This is a genomic window from Paenibacillus sp. W2I17 (assembly GCF_030815985.1).
Lineage (GTDB): Bacteria > Bacillota > Bacilli > Paenibacillales > Paenibacillaceae > Paenibacillus.
Map to the genome: position 1 here is coordinate 1,672,651 of NZ_JAUSXM010000001.1, position 18,594 is coordinate 1,691,244.

The 18,594-nt window shown below is 44.9% G+C and carries 14 protein-coding genes; 5 read left to right on the forward strand and 9 right to left on the reverse strand.

What is annotated here, in order from left to right; genetic code table 11:
- Positions 1 to 4 precede the first annotated feature (4 nt).
- The 5 genes from QF041_RS07180 to QF041_RS07200 all read right to left on the reverse strand — a co-directional run bounded on the left by QF041_RS07180 (position 5) and on the right by QF041_RS07200 (position 9,303).
- Positions 5 to 1,582: a TerB N-terminal domain-containing protein gene (locus tag QF041_RS07180; protein WP_307413192.1), complete on the reverse strand. Its 1,578-nt coding sequence runs from the start codon at positions 1,580 to 1,582 to the stop codon at positions 5 to 7.
- A 210-nt stretch (positions 1,583 to 1,792) separates the two neighbouring features.
- The gene (locus tag QF041_RS07185) at positions 1,793 to 4,333 is read right to left on the reverse strand and encodes a diguanylate cyclase domain-containing protein (protein ID WP_307413194.1); all 2,541 of its coding nucleotides are present in this window, start codon (positions 4,331 to 4,333) and stop codon (positions 1,793 to 1,795) included.
- Positions 4,334 to 4,614: 281 nt separating this feature from the next.
- Positions 4,615 to 5,211 (reverse strand): biliverdin-producing heme oxygenase, encoded by a 597-nt coding sequence (locus QF041_RS07190; RefSeq protein WP_307413196.1) that lies wholly within the window; start codon positions 5,209 to 5,211, stop codon positions 4,615 to 4,617.
- Between the two features lie 305 nt (positions 5,212 to 5,516).
- Positions 5,517 to 8,651 (reverse strand): MMPL family transporter, encoded by a 3,135-nt coding sequence (locus tag QF041_RS07195; protein WP_307413198.1) that lies wholly within the window; start codon positions 8,649 to 8,651, stop codon positions 5,517 to 5,519.
- A 79-nt stretch (positions 8,652 to 8,730) separates the two neighbouring features.
- Positions 8,731 to 9,303 carry a TetR/AcrR family transcriptional regulator gene (locus QF041_RS07200; protein WP_017688759.1) on the reverse strand — a complete coding sequence of 191 codons (573 nt, stop codon included), beginning with the start codon at positions 9,301 to 9,303 and terminating at the stop codon, positions 8,731 to 8,733.
- A 159-nt stretch (positions 9,304 to 9,462) separates the two neighbouring features.
- On the opposite strand from QF041_RS07200, the gene QF041_RS07205 reads away from it, so the two are divergent.
- The 4 genes from QF041_RS07205 to QF041_RS07220 all read left to right on the forward strand — a co-directional run bounded on the left by QF041_RS07205 (position 9,463) and on the right by QF041_RS07220 (position 12,449).
- Positions 9,463 to 10,260 carry a Nif3-like dinuclear metal center hexameric protein gene (locus tag QF041_RS07205; RefSeq protein ID WP_307413200.1) on the forward strand — a complete coding sequence of 266 codons (798 nt, stop codon included), beginning with the start codon at positions 9,463 to 9,465 and terminating at the stop codon, positions 10,258 to 10,260.
- Positions 10,261 to 10,777: 517 nt separating this feature from the next.
- Positions 10,778 to 11,203 (forward strand): DMT family transporter, encoded by a 426-nt coding sequence (locus tag QF041_RS07210; protein WP_076327895.1) that lies wholly within the window; start codon positions 10,778 to 10,780, stop codon positions 11,201 to 11,203.
- Positions 11,204 to 11,247: 44 nt separating this feature from the next.
- On the forward strand, positions 11,248 to 11,946 hold the full coding sequence (locus QF041_RS07215) for a Crp/Fnr family transcriptional regulator (protein ID WP_307416917.1): 699 nt from the start codon (positions 11,248 to 11,250) through the stop codon (positions 11,944 to 11,946).
- Between the two features lie 14 nt (positions 11,947 to 11,960).
- Positions 11,961 to 12,449: a DMT family transporter gene (locus tag QF041_RS07220; protein ID WP_307413202.1), complete on the forward strand. Its 489-nt coding sequence runs from the start codon at positions 11,961 to 11,963 to the stop codon at positions 12,447 to 12,449.
- Between the two features lie 90 nt (positions 12,450 to 12,539).
- Here QF041_RS07220 and QF041_RS07225 read toward each other — a convergent pair whose 3' ends face one another.
- The 4 genes from QF041_RS07225 to QF041_RS07240 all read right to left on the reverse strand — a co-directional run bounded on the left by QF041_RS07225 (position 12,540) and on the right by QF041_RS07240 (position 17,743).
- The gene (locus tag QF041_RS07225) at positions 12,540 to 13,256 is read right to left on the reverse strand and encodes a YebC/PmpR family DNA-binding transcriptional regulator (protein WP_036608916.1); all 717 of its coding nucleotides are present in this window, start codon (positions 13,254 to 13,256) and stop codon (positions 12,540 to 12,542) included.
- A gap of 279 nt (positions 13,257 to 13,535) precedes the next feature.
- Positions 13,536 to 15,257 (reverse strand): assimilatory sulfite reductase (NADPH) hemoprotein subunit, encoded by a 1,722-nt coding sequence (gene cysI, locus QF041_RS07230; protein WP_307413204.1) that lies wholly within the window; start codon positions 15,255 to 15,257, stop codon positions 13,536 to 13,538.
- Positions 15,258 to 15,310: 53 nt separating this feature from the next.
- Positions 15,311 to 17,146, reverse strand: coding sequence for an assimilatory sulfite reductase (NADPH) flavoprotein subunit (locus QF041_RS07235; protein ID WP_307413205.1), 1,836 nt, complete (start codon positions 17,144 to 17,146; stop codon positions 15,311 to 15,313).
- Positions 17,147 to 17,365: 219 nt separating this feature from the next.
- The gene (locus tag QF041_RS07240; RefSeq protein ID WP_253509488.1) at positions 17,366 to 17,743 is read right to left on the reverse strand and encodes a winged helix-turn-helix transcriptional regulator; all 378 of its coding nucleotides are present in this window, start codon (positions 17,741 to 17,743) and stop codon (positions 17,366 to 17,368) included.
- Between the two features lie 189 nt (positions 17,744 to 17,932).
- On the opposite strand from QF041_RS07240, the gene QF041_RS07245 reads away from it, so the two are divergent.
- Positions 17,933 to 18,493, forward strand: coding sequence for an NAD(P)H oxidoreductase (locus QF041_RS07245; RefSeq protein WP_036670680.1), 561 nt, complete (start codon positions 17,933 to 17,935; stop codon positions 18,491 to 18,493).
- Positions 18,494 to 18,594: the final 101 nt, after the last annotated feature.

Here is an 18,594-nt window from a genome sequence, read left to right on the forward strand (position 1 = left end):
CGTATCACCTCTTCACATGTTCGAACACATCTATATAATCAGGAACAATCCGATCACCATCAATCAGAAGATCACCGATCGTTTCCATAGCCACATCATTAATTTCATCCAGCAGAAGCGTAGGCATCGTTCCATATTGCTCAGCCAGACGCATCAGCTCCGTATCTGGACTTGCGTCAAGTAGAACATGAATCGTTTGCACCTGCTGAGGGGAGAGTTCCTTGGCAAAAAGCAGCCATTCTTCATCCAGATCAGCCTCAGCAGACTCGTCCCACTGCAACCTAATAGATTCTACTTGCGCTCCTGTTGCAATCTCTACTGCGGATGGCTCCGACTCCATGGAACCTTCAGTTGGAGTGATATCATCCCTTGCTTCCAGTGCATCGAATGGATTACTTGTAACATTTGCGTTGTTAACCTCTTCATCCTTCACTTCAGAAGGCTGATCATCCTCAATTGTAAGCGCCAATCGCACGTACTCACTTTCCTGCTGTAACGATGCCAATTTCTCCGTATCAATACGAATCACCGGTTGCTCCATAGCCTCCGCCTGCCCGGTCGCATATGTTTTGTCCAGATAACGTTCAATCAGATTCGCAAGTTCGGGTTCAAGAGTCTGTCCTCGCAATCTGCCTCTGAATCCGAGCAGTTCACGAAGTTTATTTTCAGTACATCGATAGATCCGCGTAACCATCTGCACAAATTCAGCCTGTTCACCTATGGGCATATATCTGAACGATACCGATCTTCCATAGATCGAATCATCATAGACTGCTTTGCGAAACAGAATGCGCTCCATCGTGCGTTCATCGTTGGGATCACACTCAGGCAACAGTCCAACTTGTCGCGAACGTTCCAGGTACGAATCAACCAAGGCCATGACCCGAGGGATGTACTGCTCCATCACTTCTTTGCCGCCATCTCTGTAGAACTTACTAAGTGTAATATCGTAATCATAGTATCTTTTCAGCATATTCAGCGAGATATCCGATACATTATCCTGTAAAATACGTTGCAGTTCCCTATCCAGCATCTCTGCTGGCAGGTATCCGCCCGAAAGGACCATAACCTCGGATAAGGAAATCTCCATCTGATGGACCAGCACATAATCGACCATCCATTCTTGCATATATATATTTAATTGGGGCAGCCGTTCACGGTAGTTCACCCATAGCTGCTTCAATTGATCATAACCATCCTGAGGATTCTGCCAGCCAATGCCGTTAATTAACTCGTAGATATGAACAAATAGATAGGACAGATCGGTATCCGGGTATCTCCCCTGACGTACTTCCTTCCTCCAAAACATATACCACTTGCGCTGGGCTTCGTTCATCACGCCATACGTTGGCCAGTAACTCATAAAGGGAACCCACGGGGATACACCCCCCTCCATCTCTACCCACTGCTTAGCTTCCTCTACAAAACGTTTTTCTGAGAACAATATGCCTCCTCGATGCTGCATCGTATCATGTGCAGACTGCACAATGGTTGAACGATCAGGAACCGGAACTGCTGCTGTTTCAGGTTCTTCACTCAGATCTATCTCCATAAATTCCAATTGTCTTGAGTTGTCTTTCATAGAACGTTATCTCACCCTCCTCCAAGACAGAATACGAACAAGTGTATCCATAGGGAACATTATAACACTTGTCCTGTGTCTGCGGTGACGAAATTAAGACATTCCTGGGCACAAAAAAAAAGAGCATTTCTGCCCTCTTTTCATCATGTCTATTTAACTTTTTTCAAATAATGATTGTATCGTTTCAAATCGAACGTTACACAGGCGTAATCACACGACAATTGCGCGATTTTTCCCTTCATTTTTCGCTTGGGCCAACGCTCGACTCGCTTTTTCGATTAGGTCGGATGCATCGAAAAGCTCTTCTGGCACCAGTACTGCACCGCCAACACAAACAGTGACAACTCCGCTCGGACCCGTTAATTCCCGCTGAATCTGGAGAGCGAGCACGTGCTGTCTAATTTCTTCCGCCAGTTTAGCTACATCCTCAGACGTTGTGCTCTTTAATTTTAGCATGAATGTACCTCCGCGAAGACGAGAAATCTGCGCCTCATGCTGTTCGCTAACCACGGTAAGCACCTCACCAATCCATTGCAGACACAGGTCGCCTCCTTGAAGGCCGTATGTTGCATTATACGAACGGAAATCATCAATATCTATAATGAGCAGTCCCAGACTGCATTTTTCCTGTAAACAGTCATCCCAGTCAGCTTGAAGCTGTGACTTGAACACCGTCTGAATTGGCATATCCGTTAACGGATCTGTCGTCAGGTAGTTCTGAAGCTGGCTCGTCGTTTCAGTGTAATTGTCCTGTTCATGGTGGGAAGCGCAGCTGTGCAATAGGACCATCACAGAAGGTTTACCCGCGTGCGTAACAGAAGCAAGTGTAATTTCAAGCAACAATGAGGTACCTGCTGCTGTGGTGAAATACGACTGGCTGGTAATCAAACTTGTGTTATTGTGCTTTAATTCCTCAAAATTCTGTTGCAACGTCACTCTCGTTTGCTCAGGTACAAACGCCCTGAAATCCTTGCCCATCAGGTCTTTGGAACTCTCGAACCCGAGCAACTCGGCAGCCTTCGTATTACAGTAGATAATCTGACCGTCAGTCAAAGTAAAGAATGCCACGGGCGAGTAATCCATTAACTGCAAATAACGCTGTTCATTTTGTCGCAAAATACGAGCATTCTGCAGCGCCTGTTCTTCGGCCTGAACCAACTGGTTCTCTGTCTGCCGACGTACAATGGTTTTGAGTAAAGGTAACACGCTAAGCTCTTTGGATGTCCATGGATACGAAGTTGATTTTACAACCTCACGCCATTTCTCGAAGGATTTACGAGGGGACAACCGCATGCCATCATCTGTCTTTAGCACTGCCTTCGCGGGGTCACCCGCCCAATCGACAACCTGGACGACCTCAGGTCGGAACCAGAGCATGTAGTTATGCTGTCCAGGCGAAATGGCAACATAAATAACCCCGGAAACCTTATCCTGATAAGCTTTGGATGTTTCATACTCTGCACTCAGTTTCGACGTATGATAACTATAATCCTCGGACTTTCCTGCAAGCCAACCTGCCAGTTCACGAATCTGTCCACTGTTTGGCGTTTCACCATACAACAATAACTTGTCCTGGTAACAGATTGCTGCTCCGGCAGCACCCATCAGATTTAACACCGTCTCCTCTTCTCCCTGTAATTCCTCAAGCACTCGGGCAGGACTTGTGTTACCGATAAAAATGTTGGCAATTCGTGAAGCGGCTTCACGTGACTGAATCTCTGATTGATAATCATCGAGTTGCTGACGCTGAAACAATTCATTCGAGAAGAACGCGCCCAGGAAATTGCAAAGATTCCGTACGCGATGGGGTACATATCTGGCCTTATAATGATGGCATGTAATGAGTCCCCACAGTTGATTGTTATGAATGAGCGAGATCGTAACGGTCGCACCCACACCCATATTATGCAAATATTCGATATGAAGAGGAGATACGCTACGCAGGACCGAAAGACTCAAATTTAGCGGTTTGCCTGTGAGCGGTTGAAGCATAGGCACAATCTCGACGGGTTTATAATTGACATTCACAATGGTTCGCAGCCAATTGCGAAGATACAATTCCCGAGCCTGTTTTGGAATATCCGAAGCCGGATAGTGATGTCCAAGGAATGGTTCGAGTTCTTGTTCACGCGCTTCAGCAATAACTTTACCGTTCCATTGCTCGTCAAACTCATAAATCATGACTCGGTCATAACCGAGCATTTCCTTCACCTGTTCAGCCGCAATCTGACTTGCTTCCACGCGACTATCTGTACTTTTGATCCGACCAAAGAAACGGGATATCCACTCAAAGTCGGTAGTCTCCATGTCCTCTTTTTCATAAAAAGGCTCGATCTCCAGAATGAGCAGACCATCACTTTCATGAAGAACAGAAGAAAAGATCCGGTCTTCATCGGATACCTTAATGGTCAGATCCATGTAATGCAAATCAGAGGTTACATCTGCATTGAAGCTGCTAGCCAACAGTTTGCGCACATCTTCCTCGCCAATCAGATTTTCCAAAGGCATGCCCAGAACGTCCTCATAGGCAATACCCAGATGGTCCTCCGTATTTTGGCTACACTGAACAATGGTTGGCGTATGACTGGTATTGATGGCCAAAAGAACACCATGAGGTTGAATAAAACCGGGGATATGAATGGGTTCTTTATCACAGTTATTCAGATCTATAGGATCATTTGTGTAAGTCCCCTGATGAAGCAATGTGCGGTTCAACAAATTTTGTTCTTTCTTGGACTTCGGTTCGGCCATGGCCAGGAAAATCCCCTCTCATGATGTTATATAAGTTGAAATAATGATTATTTACATTGCACTACGATGACAGAATAACCTTCCAATCGCTGTTATCCCCAGATTTTATCGATTCCCTTTTCTAGAGGGAAAAATCCGGTTATAAATGCGAACGCTTCGCTTTTCCAGCTTTTTTCTGTCCTCTCCGTTATGTGTAAATGTATTATTTCCACTTATATAGATACCTTTTAATATATGAAAAAAGTCCGCCCTACAGGCGTTTGGGTTGATGAAAAGGGATGTTACATGTCCGTATTAATCCACTGGTCCAGTAGTCGGAATGTCTCTGATGCACTGTGTACCATGTTGTCATGATCCTCTGGAGTGCTGATGGACTGCTGCAGCAAACCTGTAAACTCGCTCCATCTTGTTCTTGTCTCTGAGCCGTAAGCATTGAAATATTCCAATCCACGATCAGCTTCAATGGGCAGGAACTGCGACAAACGCTTGGTCATGATCTGTCCACCGTTCGTGGACCCCTCAATTACATACAGATATCCGAACAAACGCGCAGGTGTTGAAATATCCGGCAGTTCTTCACAGAGCGGAAGTTGAGTGATCTCTTCTTCACTTGCACCCAGATTTCGTAAATCTTTCTCCAACAGTACAGCCTTGCCTCTAATCTCGATATCCAATCCTGTACTTTCCCAGAAAGGTAGCAGCACAGCCTGATCCTCCAGCGGTTTCAGGAATCCATAAAATTTCTCTAAATATGTTCTATATTCTTCTATAGTCACAGTTTGATTCATAATGGCTTTTGCATAAGGGTTCTGTTCTACTTGTCTGTGATAATGAGCTGTCTCGCTCTTCAGACGTTCCATAATAGTTGTTGCTGTCATCGTAGTTATCCCCTTTCACAATCTGTTCTATTGTTGCAAATGAATGCTTATCCTCAACTGATTCTCAGTATATTGAAATAGAAACTGCTTTCCTTGCTCTCAGTTCCATTAGTGCAGACAAAGACTCTATGTAAGTATACTTATTCTTGTTAGAGAAAACTATATGAATCCGTCATTGTTTCACGTTAGATTATTTCCCGCATTGTTATGATAACTTAGTTACTATTCATAGGATAAAAAAATAAAAAACGACCCCTGACGTCATGTTTGTCAGGAATCGTTTGATATAAAGATGATTTATTTATTTATTTATTTGTTTGTTTGTTTATGGGATCGGACCCCGAACCCCAGTATTTTAACTTGTGTAATAGACTGATTAGAGCCGGAAGCAAGATTGGAAGCATGACAAAACTTAGCAAAACCAATCCGATGATGACAGAAATAGCTACTTCAATCAGCGTAACAACACCGGAAGGAATTAGTGCGGCGAAGGTACCTCCCAATATTACTGCCGCCGAGATCACGACTCCTCCTATATTACGGGAAGCCTCCGTAATTTTATGAATTGGATCTCCTTCAATCTCGCGATATTTCATCATGAGGAAGATACTGTAGTCCACACCAAGTGTAACAATCATGATCAGACTGAAGAAAGGAACGTTCCAGCTCAGATAGTCAACGCCAAGCGGGCCAACCACCAGCAATTCATTCAGACCAAGGGCCACATAATACGTCAGGAATAACGCACCTATAATGATTACAGTCTGCCAAAACGAACGAATAATGAACAAAAGTATCAATCCAATTCCAATCAGCATGATCATGGACGTCCGATTCAGATCACCTCCGGATAATTCTTTCATATCCAGGTTCTGTGACGGTATGCCGCCCAGGGCCACTTTCGCCTCACTCAAATCCGTGCCAACCAAAGCCGTTTCCAACTGCTTGTTAAGATTTTGAACAACATCCATCGCTTCTTTCGAATATGGATTATCGGTCAAAATGATGGAGATTTCCGCTGTCTTCCGATCCGAAGACATATACATGTCGAGCGAATTTAGAAACTCTTCTCCTTTTAATACCTCTTCTGGAATGTAGAAGCTTTTCGCAGCATCAGACTGGCCAAGATGACCCAAATAATCTTCTGCATCACCAAGACCCTTCGACACATCTGAGAGTCCTTTTGTACTTTCGGTCAATCCGGATTTCAACTCACCCATTTTGTCCTGCAAATCGTTCAGACCGCTTAACAACTGACTCTGTCCTTCATTAATCTGACTGAGCCCATCTTTCACTTCCAATGTTTTACCCGCTATCTGCTTGGTTCCATTGGCTCCAGTCGTCAAACCTTTGGATAGCTCGCCAGCACCGTCTTCAAGCTGACCGACACCTACAGCAACCTGAGTCAGACCGACACTAATTTGAGCCATTGACTCGTTGGCTTCCTTGAAAGAAACCATAGCCCCATTGTACTGCTCCATCAACGGGTCCAACTGTGTGTATAACGCGTTCAGTTCAGTTTGAGCCGCTTGAGAAATATTAATCACTTGTACGGCATCTTCTTCTTGTTGTAACTCAGGGTGATTCGCAATTAGACGGGTCATGCTACCTTCGATCTGAGCATAGGCATCAAGCGCTCCCTTAATAGCTGTCTTGATGCTTGTGAAAGTACCACTAAAGGAACCAAATCCCTGTTCAAGTTGCGTATACCCTTTGTGCAGATCACTGGCACCTTTAGACAAGACTCCAACCTTTTCTTTAAGGGTAGCAAGTCCGTTTTTCAACGTCTCTGCCCCTTCTTTCCCATTATTCAGCCCATCAGATACCTGATTCATGGCGTCTCCCAATGCATTTACTCCAACTTGCAACCGGCTTGTCCCATCAATCAACAGCTGTACGTTACTTAAATCATTCGAAGATTGAAGCTGTCCAGCTGCAGAGGACAAACCTTCCTTAATTTCGCCCACACCATCGTTTGCTTTACCAATACCCTGATTAAGCTCCTCTGCTTGATCGTTAATATACAACTCTTTAATTTGGACTCCAGTTGGTCGAGTGACACCGTAAACCTCAGAGACACCTTCCACCTTGGACATCTTATCCGTCAGATCATCCAGTGCCTTAAGCAATGTCTGATTGTCCATTGCCTGCTCGGATTGCACAACCAATGTTGTTGGCGCTGAGAATCCTGGTGCATAATGCTCCATAATCAGATTAATCCCCTGTTTGGAATTGTAGTCATTATTGACTTCAAACAGGTCATTATAACTTAGTCGATTACTGTAACTGAATAATAAAGGAACACTAATCACCGCAACCAGAATGATTGCCAGGAAAGGTCTTCGTACCGATTGGCGGGATAAAAATCCCCACAGTCGGCTGTCCGCATGGCCTTCGAATTTTTTCGATGGCCAGAACATTTTTTTGCCCATGACAACCATGAAGAACGGGTTCAACGTATTGAGGACGATAATGAGAACCGCTACTGCGATCGCCACCGCAGAGGTTGCCTGATATAACTGAAACTTGGCAAGCAGGAGTGAAAGAAACCCGATAAATACAGCGATGCCGCTATACAATACGGTTCTGCCTGCTGTTTTAAATGTCGTTTTGGTCGCAAGAACCACATCGCCATCCTGTCTACTTAGTTCCTCCTTGAATCTGGTATATAACAGGATATTATAATCCGTACCAATACCAAAGAGGATAACGACCATAAATATCTGAGTAAAGTTCGAGAACGGAAAGTTAAACCAATCTACAAGATATCCCACAATAGCTAATGAAACAACGTAAGATATACCTACCGTGAGCAGTGAAATAACAGGTATGATCGGCGATCTAAAAATAATAATCAGGATAACGAGGATGAAAATGATCGCGATAATTTCTGTTTTCTGCACACCATCTTCAATCGACTTACCAAAATCATCATCGATCAGATCAGCTCCCGTCAGATATGTATCCACATCAGGGATGGCTGTAGATTCTTTTAACAGACTAATCACTTCCGAAAGAGGAATATTCTCATCTTTAGTGACGGTGATTTGAGTCAGGATCGTGGTTCGGTCCTCGGATATAAGCCGATCAGCTTGCTCTTCACCATCCAGATGGGTTGTGATCGTCTCAATATTCAGTTGCTTTTTCTGATTTTTCAGGTTGGATAAAACGGATTCGATCTCCGTCTTTTGCTGGTTCGTTAATGCTTGTGTATCTTCTCCACTATTAAATACAGCAATGATGGAATAAGTATTCCCGCTATCCTTATCCATATCTTTCAACATAGTCGCAGCAACCTGGCTTTGTGCCGTTTCAGGAATTGAAATCTGTCCTTTTTCTTTTACCAGTTGACCAAAATCAGGCATCGCCACTACAGAAACGAGAGTAATAAGTATCCATAAAATCAGGGAGATCGTTCTGGGATTCCTAAGTTTATTCATGATTTATCTTCACACACCTTATGTCTAGTATAGGAATGAATATTCATTCCGTTTATGTTGTAAAAAAAGGCCAATAGAATCAATGGACTCTAATGGCATTCCACAGGCACTCCTCAAGCTGGTTCATTAGCTCCGGCGTCGCTTCCAGGAGACCTTTGTTAAAGTGTTCAAACAAATGTATGAAAGCACCGTAGACTATATTCATTAAAGCTTCTGTAGGCAGTATAAGAATGGCTCCTTGCTGCTGCCCCTTATGTATGCATTCATTCAGAAACCCCATAAATTCATTGACACTTTCCTTGCTTTCATCGTGAAAATGCAATGCATTACCCGTAGAATTAATAAACTTTAGGCGATCCGGGTCGGACTCTGCGAACTTGAACAATCCACGAAAAATATGATGAAACTGGTCACGTACAGGTATCGGCTCATTCGGAAATCCCTGTTTTAAGGCATCAAGAAACTCCCTGATACTTTTCTGAAAAAGTTCATTCAACAATACTTCCTTGTTCGTAAAATAACGGTAAATAGTTCCTGCTCCCACCTGAGCCGAATCGGCAATCATCGGCATGGTTGTTGCATCGAATCCCCGCTGGGCAAAAAGCGTTAAAGCAGCTGCAAAAATATCATCTTTTTTGCTGCTTTTAGCCATGTGTCTATCCCTCCTTTGTATAGGAATGAACGTTCATTCCGTTATGTTTGATTAGTATAACTCCTTTTGTCACTTCTAGCAAGACCTTTCTAACCTACTGTTTATTCTTCAAAATGATACAATAACTATAAAATCAATTATTTTGGAGGACTTATGTTCATGAATATAACCATTCAAAACATTATACAGTATCTCACAGCCCATGTAGAGTTACCGGAGAACACGGTAGATCGGCTGATTACTGGCTCGTCCGACCAAACGGTCACAGGTGTGTTTGTTACTTTTATGCCCACTCAACATGTCATTGAACATGCCATACAACGTGGGGCCAATCTAATTATCGCTCATGAATCCCCCTTCTACAACCATCACAGTCATACGGATTGGCTTGCAAATGATTCGGTTTATATGGACAAAAGAAAGTTGATCGACGAAGCAGGCATTTCCATCTATCGATGTCATGATATCATCCACCGCTTCCAACCGGATGGCATTACCGAAGGACTGATTCAGGCCTTGGGGTGGTCCTCTTATGTGGAACAACGACTAGCGGAAGCAGACATTCTTTCTTTTCCGGAAGGAAGTACCGTTGAAGCTATTGCTCGCCATATGAAAAGTTCCCTAGGCATCGATTATGTACGCGTTGCAGGCAATGCGGAAATAGTATGTAAACGCGCAGCGGTACTGGTAGGTTTTCGTGGTAATGGACATGTGACAATTCCCTTGATTCAGAATGAGCAATTGGATCTCATCATCGCTGGAGAAGGATTCGAATGGGAAACACCGGAATATATCCGTGATGCTGTGCAACAAGGCAAGTCCAAGGCACTGATCATGATGGGACATGCAGAGAGCGAGGCTTCGGGAATGAAGCTATTAGCAGACAGGTTGGTAGAACGTTTTCCCGAATTGTCTGTTCGTTTTGTAGGCGAGAAGCCTGTTTACACTGTGATTTAATAGGATCATTGGATTTGTACGGAGAGGATCTTCTAGCTGATTGCTTCTAATCTCATTGCCTGTCCTACCCCGGAGTTTTGGATACTTACTATGCTCCGGGGACGCTGGGTAGACTCTCGTTTCATTTCTTGGATAGCTAACGAACCTGACACACTCTATTTAGCGAATATTTTCCGTTTTCAAAAGTAACGAATCGTAGACACCCTATTTCTCCATTCCCCCTGTTTTACCGCCCATTTCTACCCCACATAGCCAATTTAACGTCGCTGAGATTCGTTAGATTTCTCAATTCAATCGAATCAGTACAATAAGATGTCACTGGTTCGTTAGATTATGATGAAAAATGAGTGCTGAGCATATATGCCACGCATCTCTTCATGCCCCATCTGGATTTCCCGAGTTCTTTATAGTACTCTAAATGCTGTGACTTCAAAGCTCAGGACATTTGTCCTTGGCGTTCAGAGTCAATTTATCATTTAATAATAGAAGTCGAAGTGATTGAATAAGGAGCGTACATATGAGAGGAATTATTTTTGCATTACTGGGCGGCGCGTGTATCACGCTCCAAGGGGTTGCCAATACTCGGATTAGCACCGACATGGGCACATGGCAAGCCGCTACGATTACACAACTGACAGGCTTCATCTTAGCGGCGCTGATCCTACTGTTTGTTAGAGACACCAACCTTCAAGGACTCAAACAAGTAAAACCCATGTATCTGGCTGGAGGTGCTTTTGGCGCCGTCATTATTTTCAGCGAAGTGACGGCCATTCAGCAAATCGGGGTTACATTCACGATCTCGGCTCTGCTCATTGCCCAGCTGTTCCTGACTTTTCTGGTGGATAGTAACGGATGGTTCGGCGTCGTGAAACAAAAGATGAAACTGCCGCAATTTCTGGGCATTGCCTTAATGGTGACTGGTGTCATTATTATGAAACTATAGTTTTTGGAGAAGGATTGAACATATCGTCGGGGGTGAATCACAGCGTGCAAGAGATCCATAACGAGCAACAATTAATGCAGTATCTGAAGCAATATCAACTCGAAAAGGTATTTCACGAGCCCCTGCGTACACATATGACATTATGCCATTTCGAGAAGTGTGAACTGATCTGTCGTGAAGGGGAAACTTCTGAATATTTGTACGTACTGGTCGAAGGTAAAATCAAGATTTTCACCACCTCCGCTCAGGATAAAACGCTGGTGCTTTGCTTCAAAACACCGCTTGAAGTTGTCGGTGACATAGAGTATGTCCGTGAAAGCGATATTGTTAATACGGTTCAGGCCGTGTCACCTGTGGTGATGCTTCGCATTCATTATCAATGGCTCGCTGAGCTTGCCAGCGATTATGCACCTTTACTTAAATTTTTGCTTAAAATCATCTCTCACAAATTCTACATTGACTCGAACTTTTCCAATTTCAACCTGATGTATCCCGTTGAGGTTCGTCTAGTCAGCTACCTGCTCTCCATCTCAACAGAAGAAGCGGGCAACGTCGTTCATGAAGAGTTGGATGCATTCAATCTGACCGACATCGCGAATCTGATCGGCACCAGTTACCGACATCTGAATCGGGTCATCCAGAAGCTCTGTGCAGACGGATTAATCGAACGATATCAGGGATTGATTATGATCAAGGACCGGGCGGGTCTACGTGAAATAACAGGTCACAACATTTATGAATAAGGAGTTCGACAACCATGTTAATCACAGGTATTTCGCTTGCGCTACTGGCAGGTGCACTTGTCAGTCTGCAAACGATTTTTAATAACAAAGTCAATGAACGCACCGGTTCATGGTCCACAACAACGATGGTGCTTTTCACCGGGTTTATTGCTTCTTTCCTCATCTCTCTGCTAGTCGAGGGTAAAAATACATTCAGCTTCCAGCATATGCAGCCCTGGTACTGGCTCAGTGGAGCCATCGGCGTTGGCGTGGTCTTCTGTCTCGTGCAAGGGATGAAGCTGCTTGGTCCCACATATGCCATCTCGATCGTACTGACGTCCCAATTGAGTTTTGCGCTACTATTTGATTCCATGGGATGGCTCGGTCTGGAGCAAATTCCTTTTTCGTGGAATCAGCTGCTCGGTGTACTTGTCATTGTTGGGGGAATTGTGTTGTTCAAGTTCGGTGGGGGGAAATCGGAAAAATCAGAGCAGTCCCCTGGAACACTTCAGTCTGACTCATAAACAAACAAAAAAAAGAGTGTCCGTCCAATCCCGCAGATTGGTCAGACACTCTTTTTATGCAATCAAACCACCACGTATCGTCTCGTTCTCTTAAACGAACTCTACGTTGTGGTAAACCTGCTGAACATCTTCAAGGTCTTCAAGCGCATCGATCAGTTTCTCGAACTGAGCTTGTGCATCCTCTGGAAGTTCAATATGGTTTTGCGCAAGCATCGTCAGCTCGGCTACTGTGAACTCAGTAATACCAGCAGCTTTGAATGCTTCTTGTACAGCGTGGAATTGATCCGGTTCTGCATATACAATTACAGCATCGTCTTCGTCCACGATATCACGTACATCCACATCTGCTTCGAGCAAAAGTTCCAGTACTTCCTCGGAGTTTTTGCCTTCTATACCAATAACCGCTGTTGGATCAAACATGTAAGCAACAGAACCGCTGACACCCATGTTGCCAGCGTTTTTGTTAAACGCAGAGCGCACTTCCGGCGCTGTACGATTCACATTGTTGGTGAGTGCATCAACGATGACCATCGCACCATTCGGTCCGAAGCCTTCATAACGCAGCTCTTCATAGTTCTCATCCCCGCTGCCTTTTGCTTTTTCCATCGCACGATCAATGATGGCTTTGGGTACATTATACGTTTTGGCACGTTCCAGCACGACTTTCAGTGCACGGTTCGCTTCCGGGTCCGGTTCGCCCTTCTTGGCAGCTACATAGATCTCAACGCCGAATTTAGCGTAGACCCGGCTCGTGTTTGCATCTTTTGAAGCTTTCTTTTCCTTGATATTATTCCACTTACGACCCATATCGTTTCCGCTCACTTTCAACATTTAATCTGCTTTCTACTATGCCATTATATCTTGTTGAGCGTACTTCAACAAGTTAATACACACGAAATAATGGGAATAACTGCGGTGATTATCCATCTCCATTTGAAGATTAGCCTCAGTTTATCCTCTCATAAATCTCTCAACAGCAACTAACGTTACCTCTATTCACTCCATATATAGCAGACAAGAAGCACCCCATAAAGGAATGCTTCCGCCCTAAATCAGTCCTAATTTCAGTTCATCTTACCCGGTCAATTAAGCGTGAAATTGTCGACCATCCAACACTTCAGGAACATAACCCGCACGAATGACAAAGTCTCCGAAATGTTCCCCTTCATTGCGTTCTTTGGCATACTGGTTCACCATTGGAGTTAACGTGTCCAAAATCTCGGTTTCACCAATGTTTTCTTTGTACAGCTTATTCAAGCGATGTCCGGTGAAGCTGCCACCGAGATACATATTGTATTTCCCTGGTGCTTTACCGATAAGTGAAATCTCTGCCAGCATCGGTCTTGCGCATCCGTTCGGGCATCCGGTCATCCGAATGACAATCTCTTCGTCTCTCAGCCCAGCTTCGTCCAGTACAGGCTCCAGTTTGTCGATCAGGGACGGCAAGTAACGTTCGGACTCAGCCATCGCAAGGCCGCAGGTCGGAAGCGCAACACAAGCCATCGAACTTCTGCGCAGCGCAGAGTAATGTGCACCATCGGTCAGATTGTATTGCTGAATCAGCGCTTCAATCTTTTTCTTTTTCTGGCTGCTAATATTACCGATGATCAGATTCTGGTTCGCAGTCAGACGGAAATCACCCGTATGCACTTTGGCAATTTCACGTAGACCCGTCATGAGCGGATAACCGTCTACATCTTTTACACGACCATTCTGAATGAACAGCGTGTAGTGCCATTTGCCATTATTGCCTTTTACCCAACCATATCGATCTCCATTAGTCTCAAAATGATACGGACGTGCCGCATCCAGTTTCCATCCCAGACGGCTGGTCAGCTCTTCGACAAACCACTCCACACCACGATCATCCAACGTATATTTGAAACGAGCATGTTTACGAACGGCACGATCTCCATAATCACGCTGAATCATAACTGTTTTCTCTGCAACATCAATCATTTGCTCCGGCGTACAGAAACCAATGACTTTGGACACCTGAGGATAGGTTTTGGCGTCACCATGAGACATCCCCATGCCACCACCGACGGAAACGTTGAAGCCTTGCAGCTTGCCGTTCTCCACAATAGCAATAAAGCCAAGATCCTGTGAATAGACATCCACATCATTGGATGGTGGTACAGCAATACCGATTTTGAACTTCCGTGGCAAATACACTTTGCCATAGATTGGTTCAACTTCTTCGTCGGAGTCCTGGGAATCAATCACTTTCTCTCCATCCAGCCACAGCTCATGATAAGCCCGGGTACGTGGGTCCAAATGATTGCTCACCTGACATGCCCACTCGTACACTTCAGCATGCACATCGGATTGATTCGGATTCGGGTTACACATCACGTTACGGTTCACGTCACCACATGCAGCCAGTGTACTTAGCAACGAATCGTTCACTTCGCGAATGGTGTTCTTAAGATCCCACTTCAGTACGCCATGCAGTTGGAAAGACTGACGTGTGGTCAGACGAATCGTCTCATTCGCATATTTATGTGCCACTCTGTCCATCATCAACCACTGCTCCGGGGTTACAATCCCACCGGAAGCACGCACACGCAACATGAATTGGTATGCAGGCTCCAGCTTGGATTTGTGACGCTCATTGCGCAGGTCACGGTCATCCTGCATATAACTGCCGTGGTGTTTCATCAGACGGTTGTCGTCCTCTGGAATTGCACCCGTAATGCGATCAGCCAACGTTTCGGTCAGACTTCCGCGCAAGTAATCACTTTTGATCTTTATATCTTCCACATCGCTATTCGTGCGCTGTGGGTTAAGTAAGTTATTATAAACCATGCTGCTTTCTCCTCTCGTCTCTGCGGGATGGTGCAATCCGGCTGAGCCGGTAATTAATAGACGTCCCGCTGATAACGTTTCTCCTGCTGTAACCGTGTCAGATATTCCGATGCCTGCTCAGGCGATAAACCGCCTTCTTGTTCAAGAATCGTGGTGAGCGCAGCATGCACATCATGTGCCATTTTTTTCTCGTCACCACAGATATATACGCTTGCACCTTCCTGAAGCCACTGGTACAACTCTTTGCTGTGTTCCAGCATGCGATGTTGTACATACACTTTCTGTTCCGTATCACGTGAGAAGGCTACATCCATCTTAGTGAGCACGCCATCTTTGAGCCAACGCTGCCATTCCGTCTGGTACAAGAAGTCAGTGGCGAAATGCTGATCCCCGTAGAACAGCCATGTCTTGCCCTCTGCTCCTGTCTCTTCACGCTCACCAAGGAAAGATCTGAACGGCGCTACACCTGTACCTGGGCCAACCATGATGATCGGTGTATCCGGGTTCTCAGGCAGCTTGAAATTCGGGTTATGCTGTATATATACAGGCAAGGTGTCGCCAGCTTCGATTCGTTCAGCCAGATGTACTGAGCATACACCGTAACGTTCTCTGCCACGCGCTTCATAACGTACCGAGCGAACGGTAAGATGAACTTCATCCGGGAAAGACTTCGAACTACTCGCTATGGAGTACAGACGTGCCGGAATTTTGCGAAGAGCAGCTACGAATTCTGCAGCTGGAATCCCTTTCAGATTATAATCATGAACCAGATCCAGCAGATCACAGCTATTCATGACCGTGCGGAATTCGGAATCATCTGCGAGTAACGCCGTCAGGCCACTCCCAGGATTCAGTTTCGCAAGTTGTTCCACAACCGGTTTCGTAACAGCTGTAATTTCAAAATAACGCAGCAACGCTTCGTGCACAGATGCCTGATCGCCGTTTTTATTCACGGTCACGCGTTCATCGGCATTCCATCCCATGGCTGCAATCAATTCCTCCACAAGGCGTGGATGATTCTCAGGGAATACCCCAAGGCTGTCACCTGGCTCGTACTCCAGGCTGGAGCCTTCCAAAGACAACTCAATGTGGCGTGTTTCACGGTCCGATCCTCTGCCATTCAGATTGAGATTCTCCAACACTTCAGCCTTGAATGGATTCGTGCGATCATATTCGGATTCCCCGCCGCTCACCGCAGCTGTAACAGCCTCAGTGGTTACCGTACTCGCAGCAGCAGATGTACTGCTTAAGGATGCCAGTACTTCATTCATCCACTCCGCAGCTGCTTCATCAAAATCAACATCACAGTCCACGCGTGGTACAAGGGCTGTACCACCCAATTCCTGCAATCGTTTATCGAAGTCCTTACCTGTCTGACAAAAGAACTCATAGGAGGTATCTCCCAGAGCCAACACCGAGTAATGAAGTCCTTCAAGCTTTGGAGCCCGTTTGCTGTTCAGGAATTCATGCAGCGGAATCGCATTATCTGGTGGTTCGCCTTCGCCATGCGTACTGACGATGATGAGGAGATTTTCAATTTTCTTGAGTCCGTTCGGTTTGAAATCTCCCATCGATGACAACGTTACCTGAAGACCTTGCTCTTCAAGTTTCTTGGCCAGCTTCTTCGAAAGGCCACTGGAATTCCCGGTTTGTGAACCAAAAAGCACGGTAACTTCCCGGGATACTGGCGGAGCACTGACAGGTGCAATACCTGTAGATGGTGCAGCGTGTACCAGGTTAGCTGGAGCCGCTATAGTCGCGCTTGCCTGAATTGCTGCAATATATCCGCTCAACCAAGTACGTTGTCCATCGGTCAATGTAGGAATAAGACGATTAAGCAGTTCAACTTGTTCTTGATTAAAAGGGCTGTTTGTCACTTGAAGTTCCACTGTTTGCCACCTCGCGCATTGCTTCGATTTTAATTCCGACTAAAATCATCACATTAATTTAATTTCTTCTCTCTAAAACCTAACACACCGGGTGTTGAGGGTCAATTTCAATGATTTTATAGCATTTATCAGTTTCGCTGATAAAGGACAAAAAACAACAAAAACCCTCCTTTTCAAATCAAGGACGGTTTTGGTTTTATTTTTAATTTGGCGGCCATCTCAAGTTGAAGTTGAAAGTGGAATATAGTCACTAAAATCATTTCCCAGCACTCTGCTTTTATCTCCGTATACTCTGTCCAAGTGATTTTCTCCCCACAGACATATGCGGTCAATGATGTCCTGTAGTGTCAAGCCGTACTCTGTCAGCTCATACTCTACCTTGGGCGGAATCTGGGGATGGATGATTCGATGGATGATTTCATTCTTTTCCAATTCACGCAGCTGCTGGGTTAAGACCTTCTGGGTAATGCCAGGAATGGCTCTGCGAAGTTCGCTTGTTCGTTTTTTACCTGATATCAGCTGATGCAGAATAAGTATCCTCCATTTTCCACCGACTAGTTCCAGCATTGCCTGCACGCCACTCTCATATTTTTTCATTTCTTGTTCCACTTGTACTCCCCCATAATTCACATATATGTATACCCGTTATTAAAAGTAACCGAAGAACCCCAAAGTATCTACAGCACTCTCAGGTGCGTACTTCTCAAGAAGATGTCATGAAACTTATAATAACATTGGTCAGAATGTTTAACCAAAATAAAAAGAAAAAAGGATGGTTACTCCTACATGAAAGTTAAACTGGTCGTTACTCACCCAAGACAGGATTCCCTAACATTTGCCGTGATGAATCGTTTTATAGAAGGTATGCAGGAGAATTCCCATGAAATCGATATCCTCGATCTATATCATGACGGATTTGATCCCCTATATCGTGTAGAAGATGAGCGAGACTGGCAAAATCCCGATAAACAGCATGCCCCTGTGATTCGCAAAGAGCTGGATCGTGTGCTTGCGGCTGATGCCATTGTATTTGTTTTCCCGATCTGGTGGTACAACGTCCCCTCCATGCTCAAAGCTTATCTGGACAAGGTATGGAACATGGGTCTGCTGAACAAGGCAAACTCCAAAAAGGCACTGTGGATTGCACTAGCTGGGGGGACGGAGGCTTCATTCCATAAATACGACTATTACAACATGATTTCCAACTATCTAAATAATGGGATCGCAGGCTATGCGAGAATGCAGGAATCCCGAGTCGAATTCCTCTATGAAACCATTTCAGAATCCAAAGAACATATCGAAAGCTTGCTGGAGCAAGCATATCAAATCGGCAAACATTACAATTAACAATTCGCAGACATTACAGATAACAACTGCAAAACGATAGGAGATTACTCGTTCGTTGAGTAACTGACTTTTCGCCCATGACGGGCGTACAATCAAGAAGG

Excerpts from the sequence above, each read along its gene's own strand:
- QF041_RS07240 (WP_253509488.1), bottom strand. The coding sequence starts at position 17,743 with ATGAAAAAATATGAGAGTGGCGTGCAGGCAATGCTGGAACTAGTCGGT.
- QF041_RS07200 (WP_017688759.1), bottom strand. The coding sequence starts at position 9,303 with ATGGCTAAAAGCAGCAAAAAAGATGATATTTTTGCAGCTGCTTTAACG.
- QF041_RS07190 (WP_307413196.1), bottom strand. The coding sequence starts at position 5,211 with ATGACAGCAACAACTATTATGGAACGTCTGAAGAGCGAGACAGCTCAT.
- QF041_RS07205 (WP_307413200.1), top strand. The coding sequence starts at position 9,463 with ATGAATATAACCATTCAAAACATTATACAGTATCTCACAGCCCATGTA.
- QF041_RS07225 (WP_036608916.1), bottom strand. The coding sequence starts at position 13,256 with ATGGGTCGTAAGTGGAATAATATCAAGGAAAAGAAAGCTTCAAAAGAT.
- QF041_RS07185 (WP_307413194.1), bottom strand. The coding sequence starts at position 4,333 with ATGGCCGAACCGAAGTCCAAGAAAGAACAAAATTTGTTGAACCGCACA.
- QF041_RS07245 (WP_036670680.1), top strand. The coding sequence starts at position 17,933 with ATGAAAGTTAAACTGGTCGTTACTCACCCAAGACAGGATTCCCTAACA.
- QF041_RS07195 (WP_307413198.1), bottom strand. The coding sequence starts at position 8,651 with ATGAATAAACTTAGGAATCCCAGAACGATCTCCCTGATTTTATGGATA.
- QF041_RS07220 (WP_307413202.1), top strand. The coding sequence starts at position 11,961 with ATGTTAATCACAGGTATTTCGCTTGCGCTACTGGCAGGTGCACTTGTC.
- cysI (WP_307413204.1), bottom strand. The coding sequence starts at position 15,257 with ATGGTTTATAATAACTTACTTAACCCACAGCGCACGAATAGCGATGTG.
- QF041_RS07210 (WP_076327895.1), top strand. The coding sequence starts at position 10,778 with ATGAGAGGAATTATTTTTGCATTACTGGGCGGCGCGTGTATCACGCTC.
- QF041_RS07180 (WP_307413192.1), bottom strand. The coding sequence starts at position 1,582 with ATGAAAGACAACTCAAGACAATTGGAATTTATGGAGATAGATCTGAGT.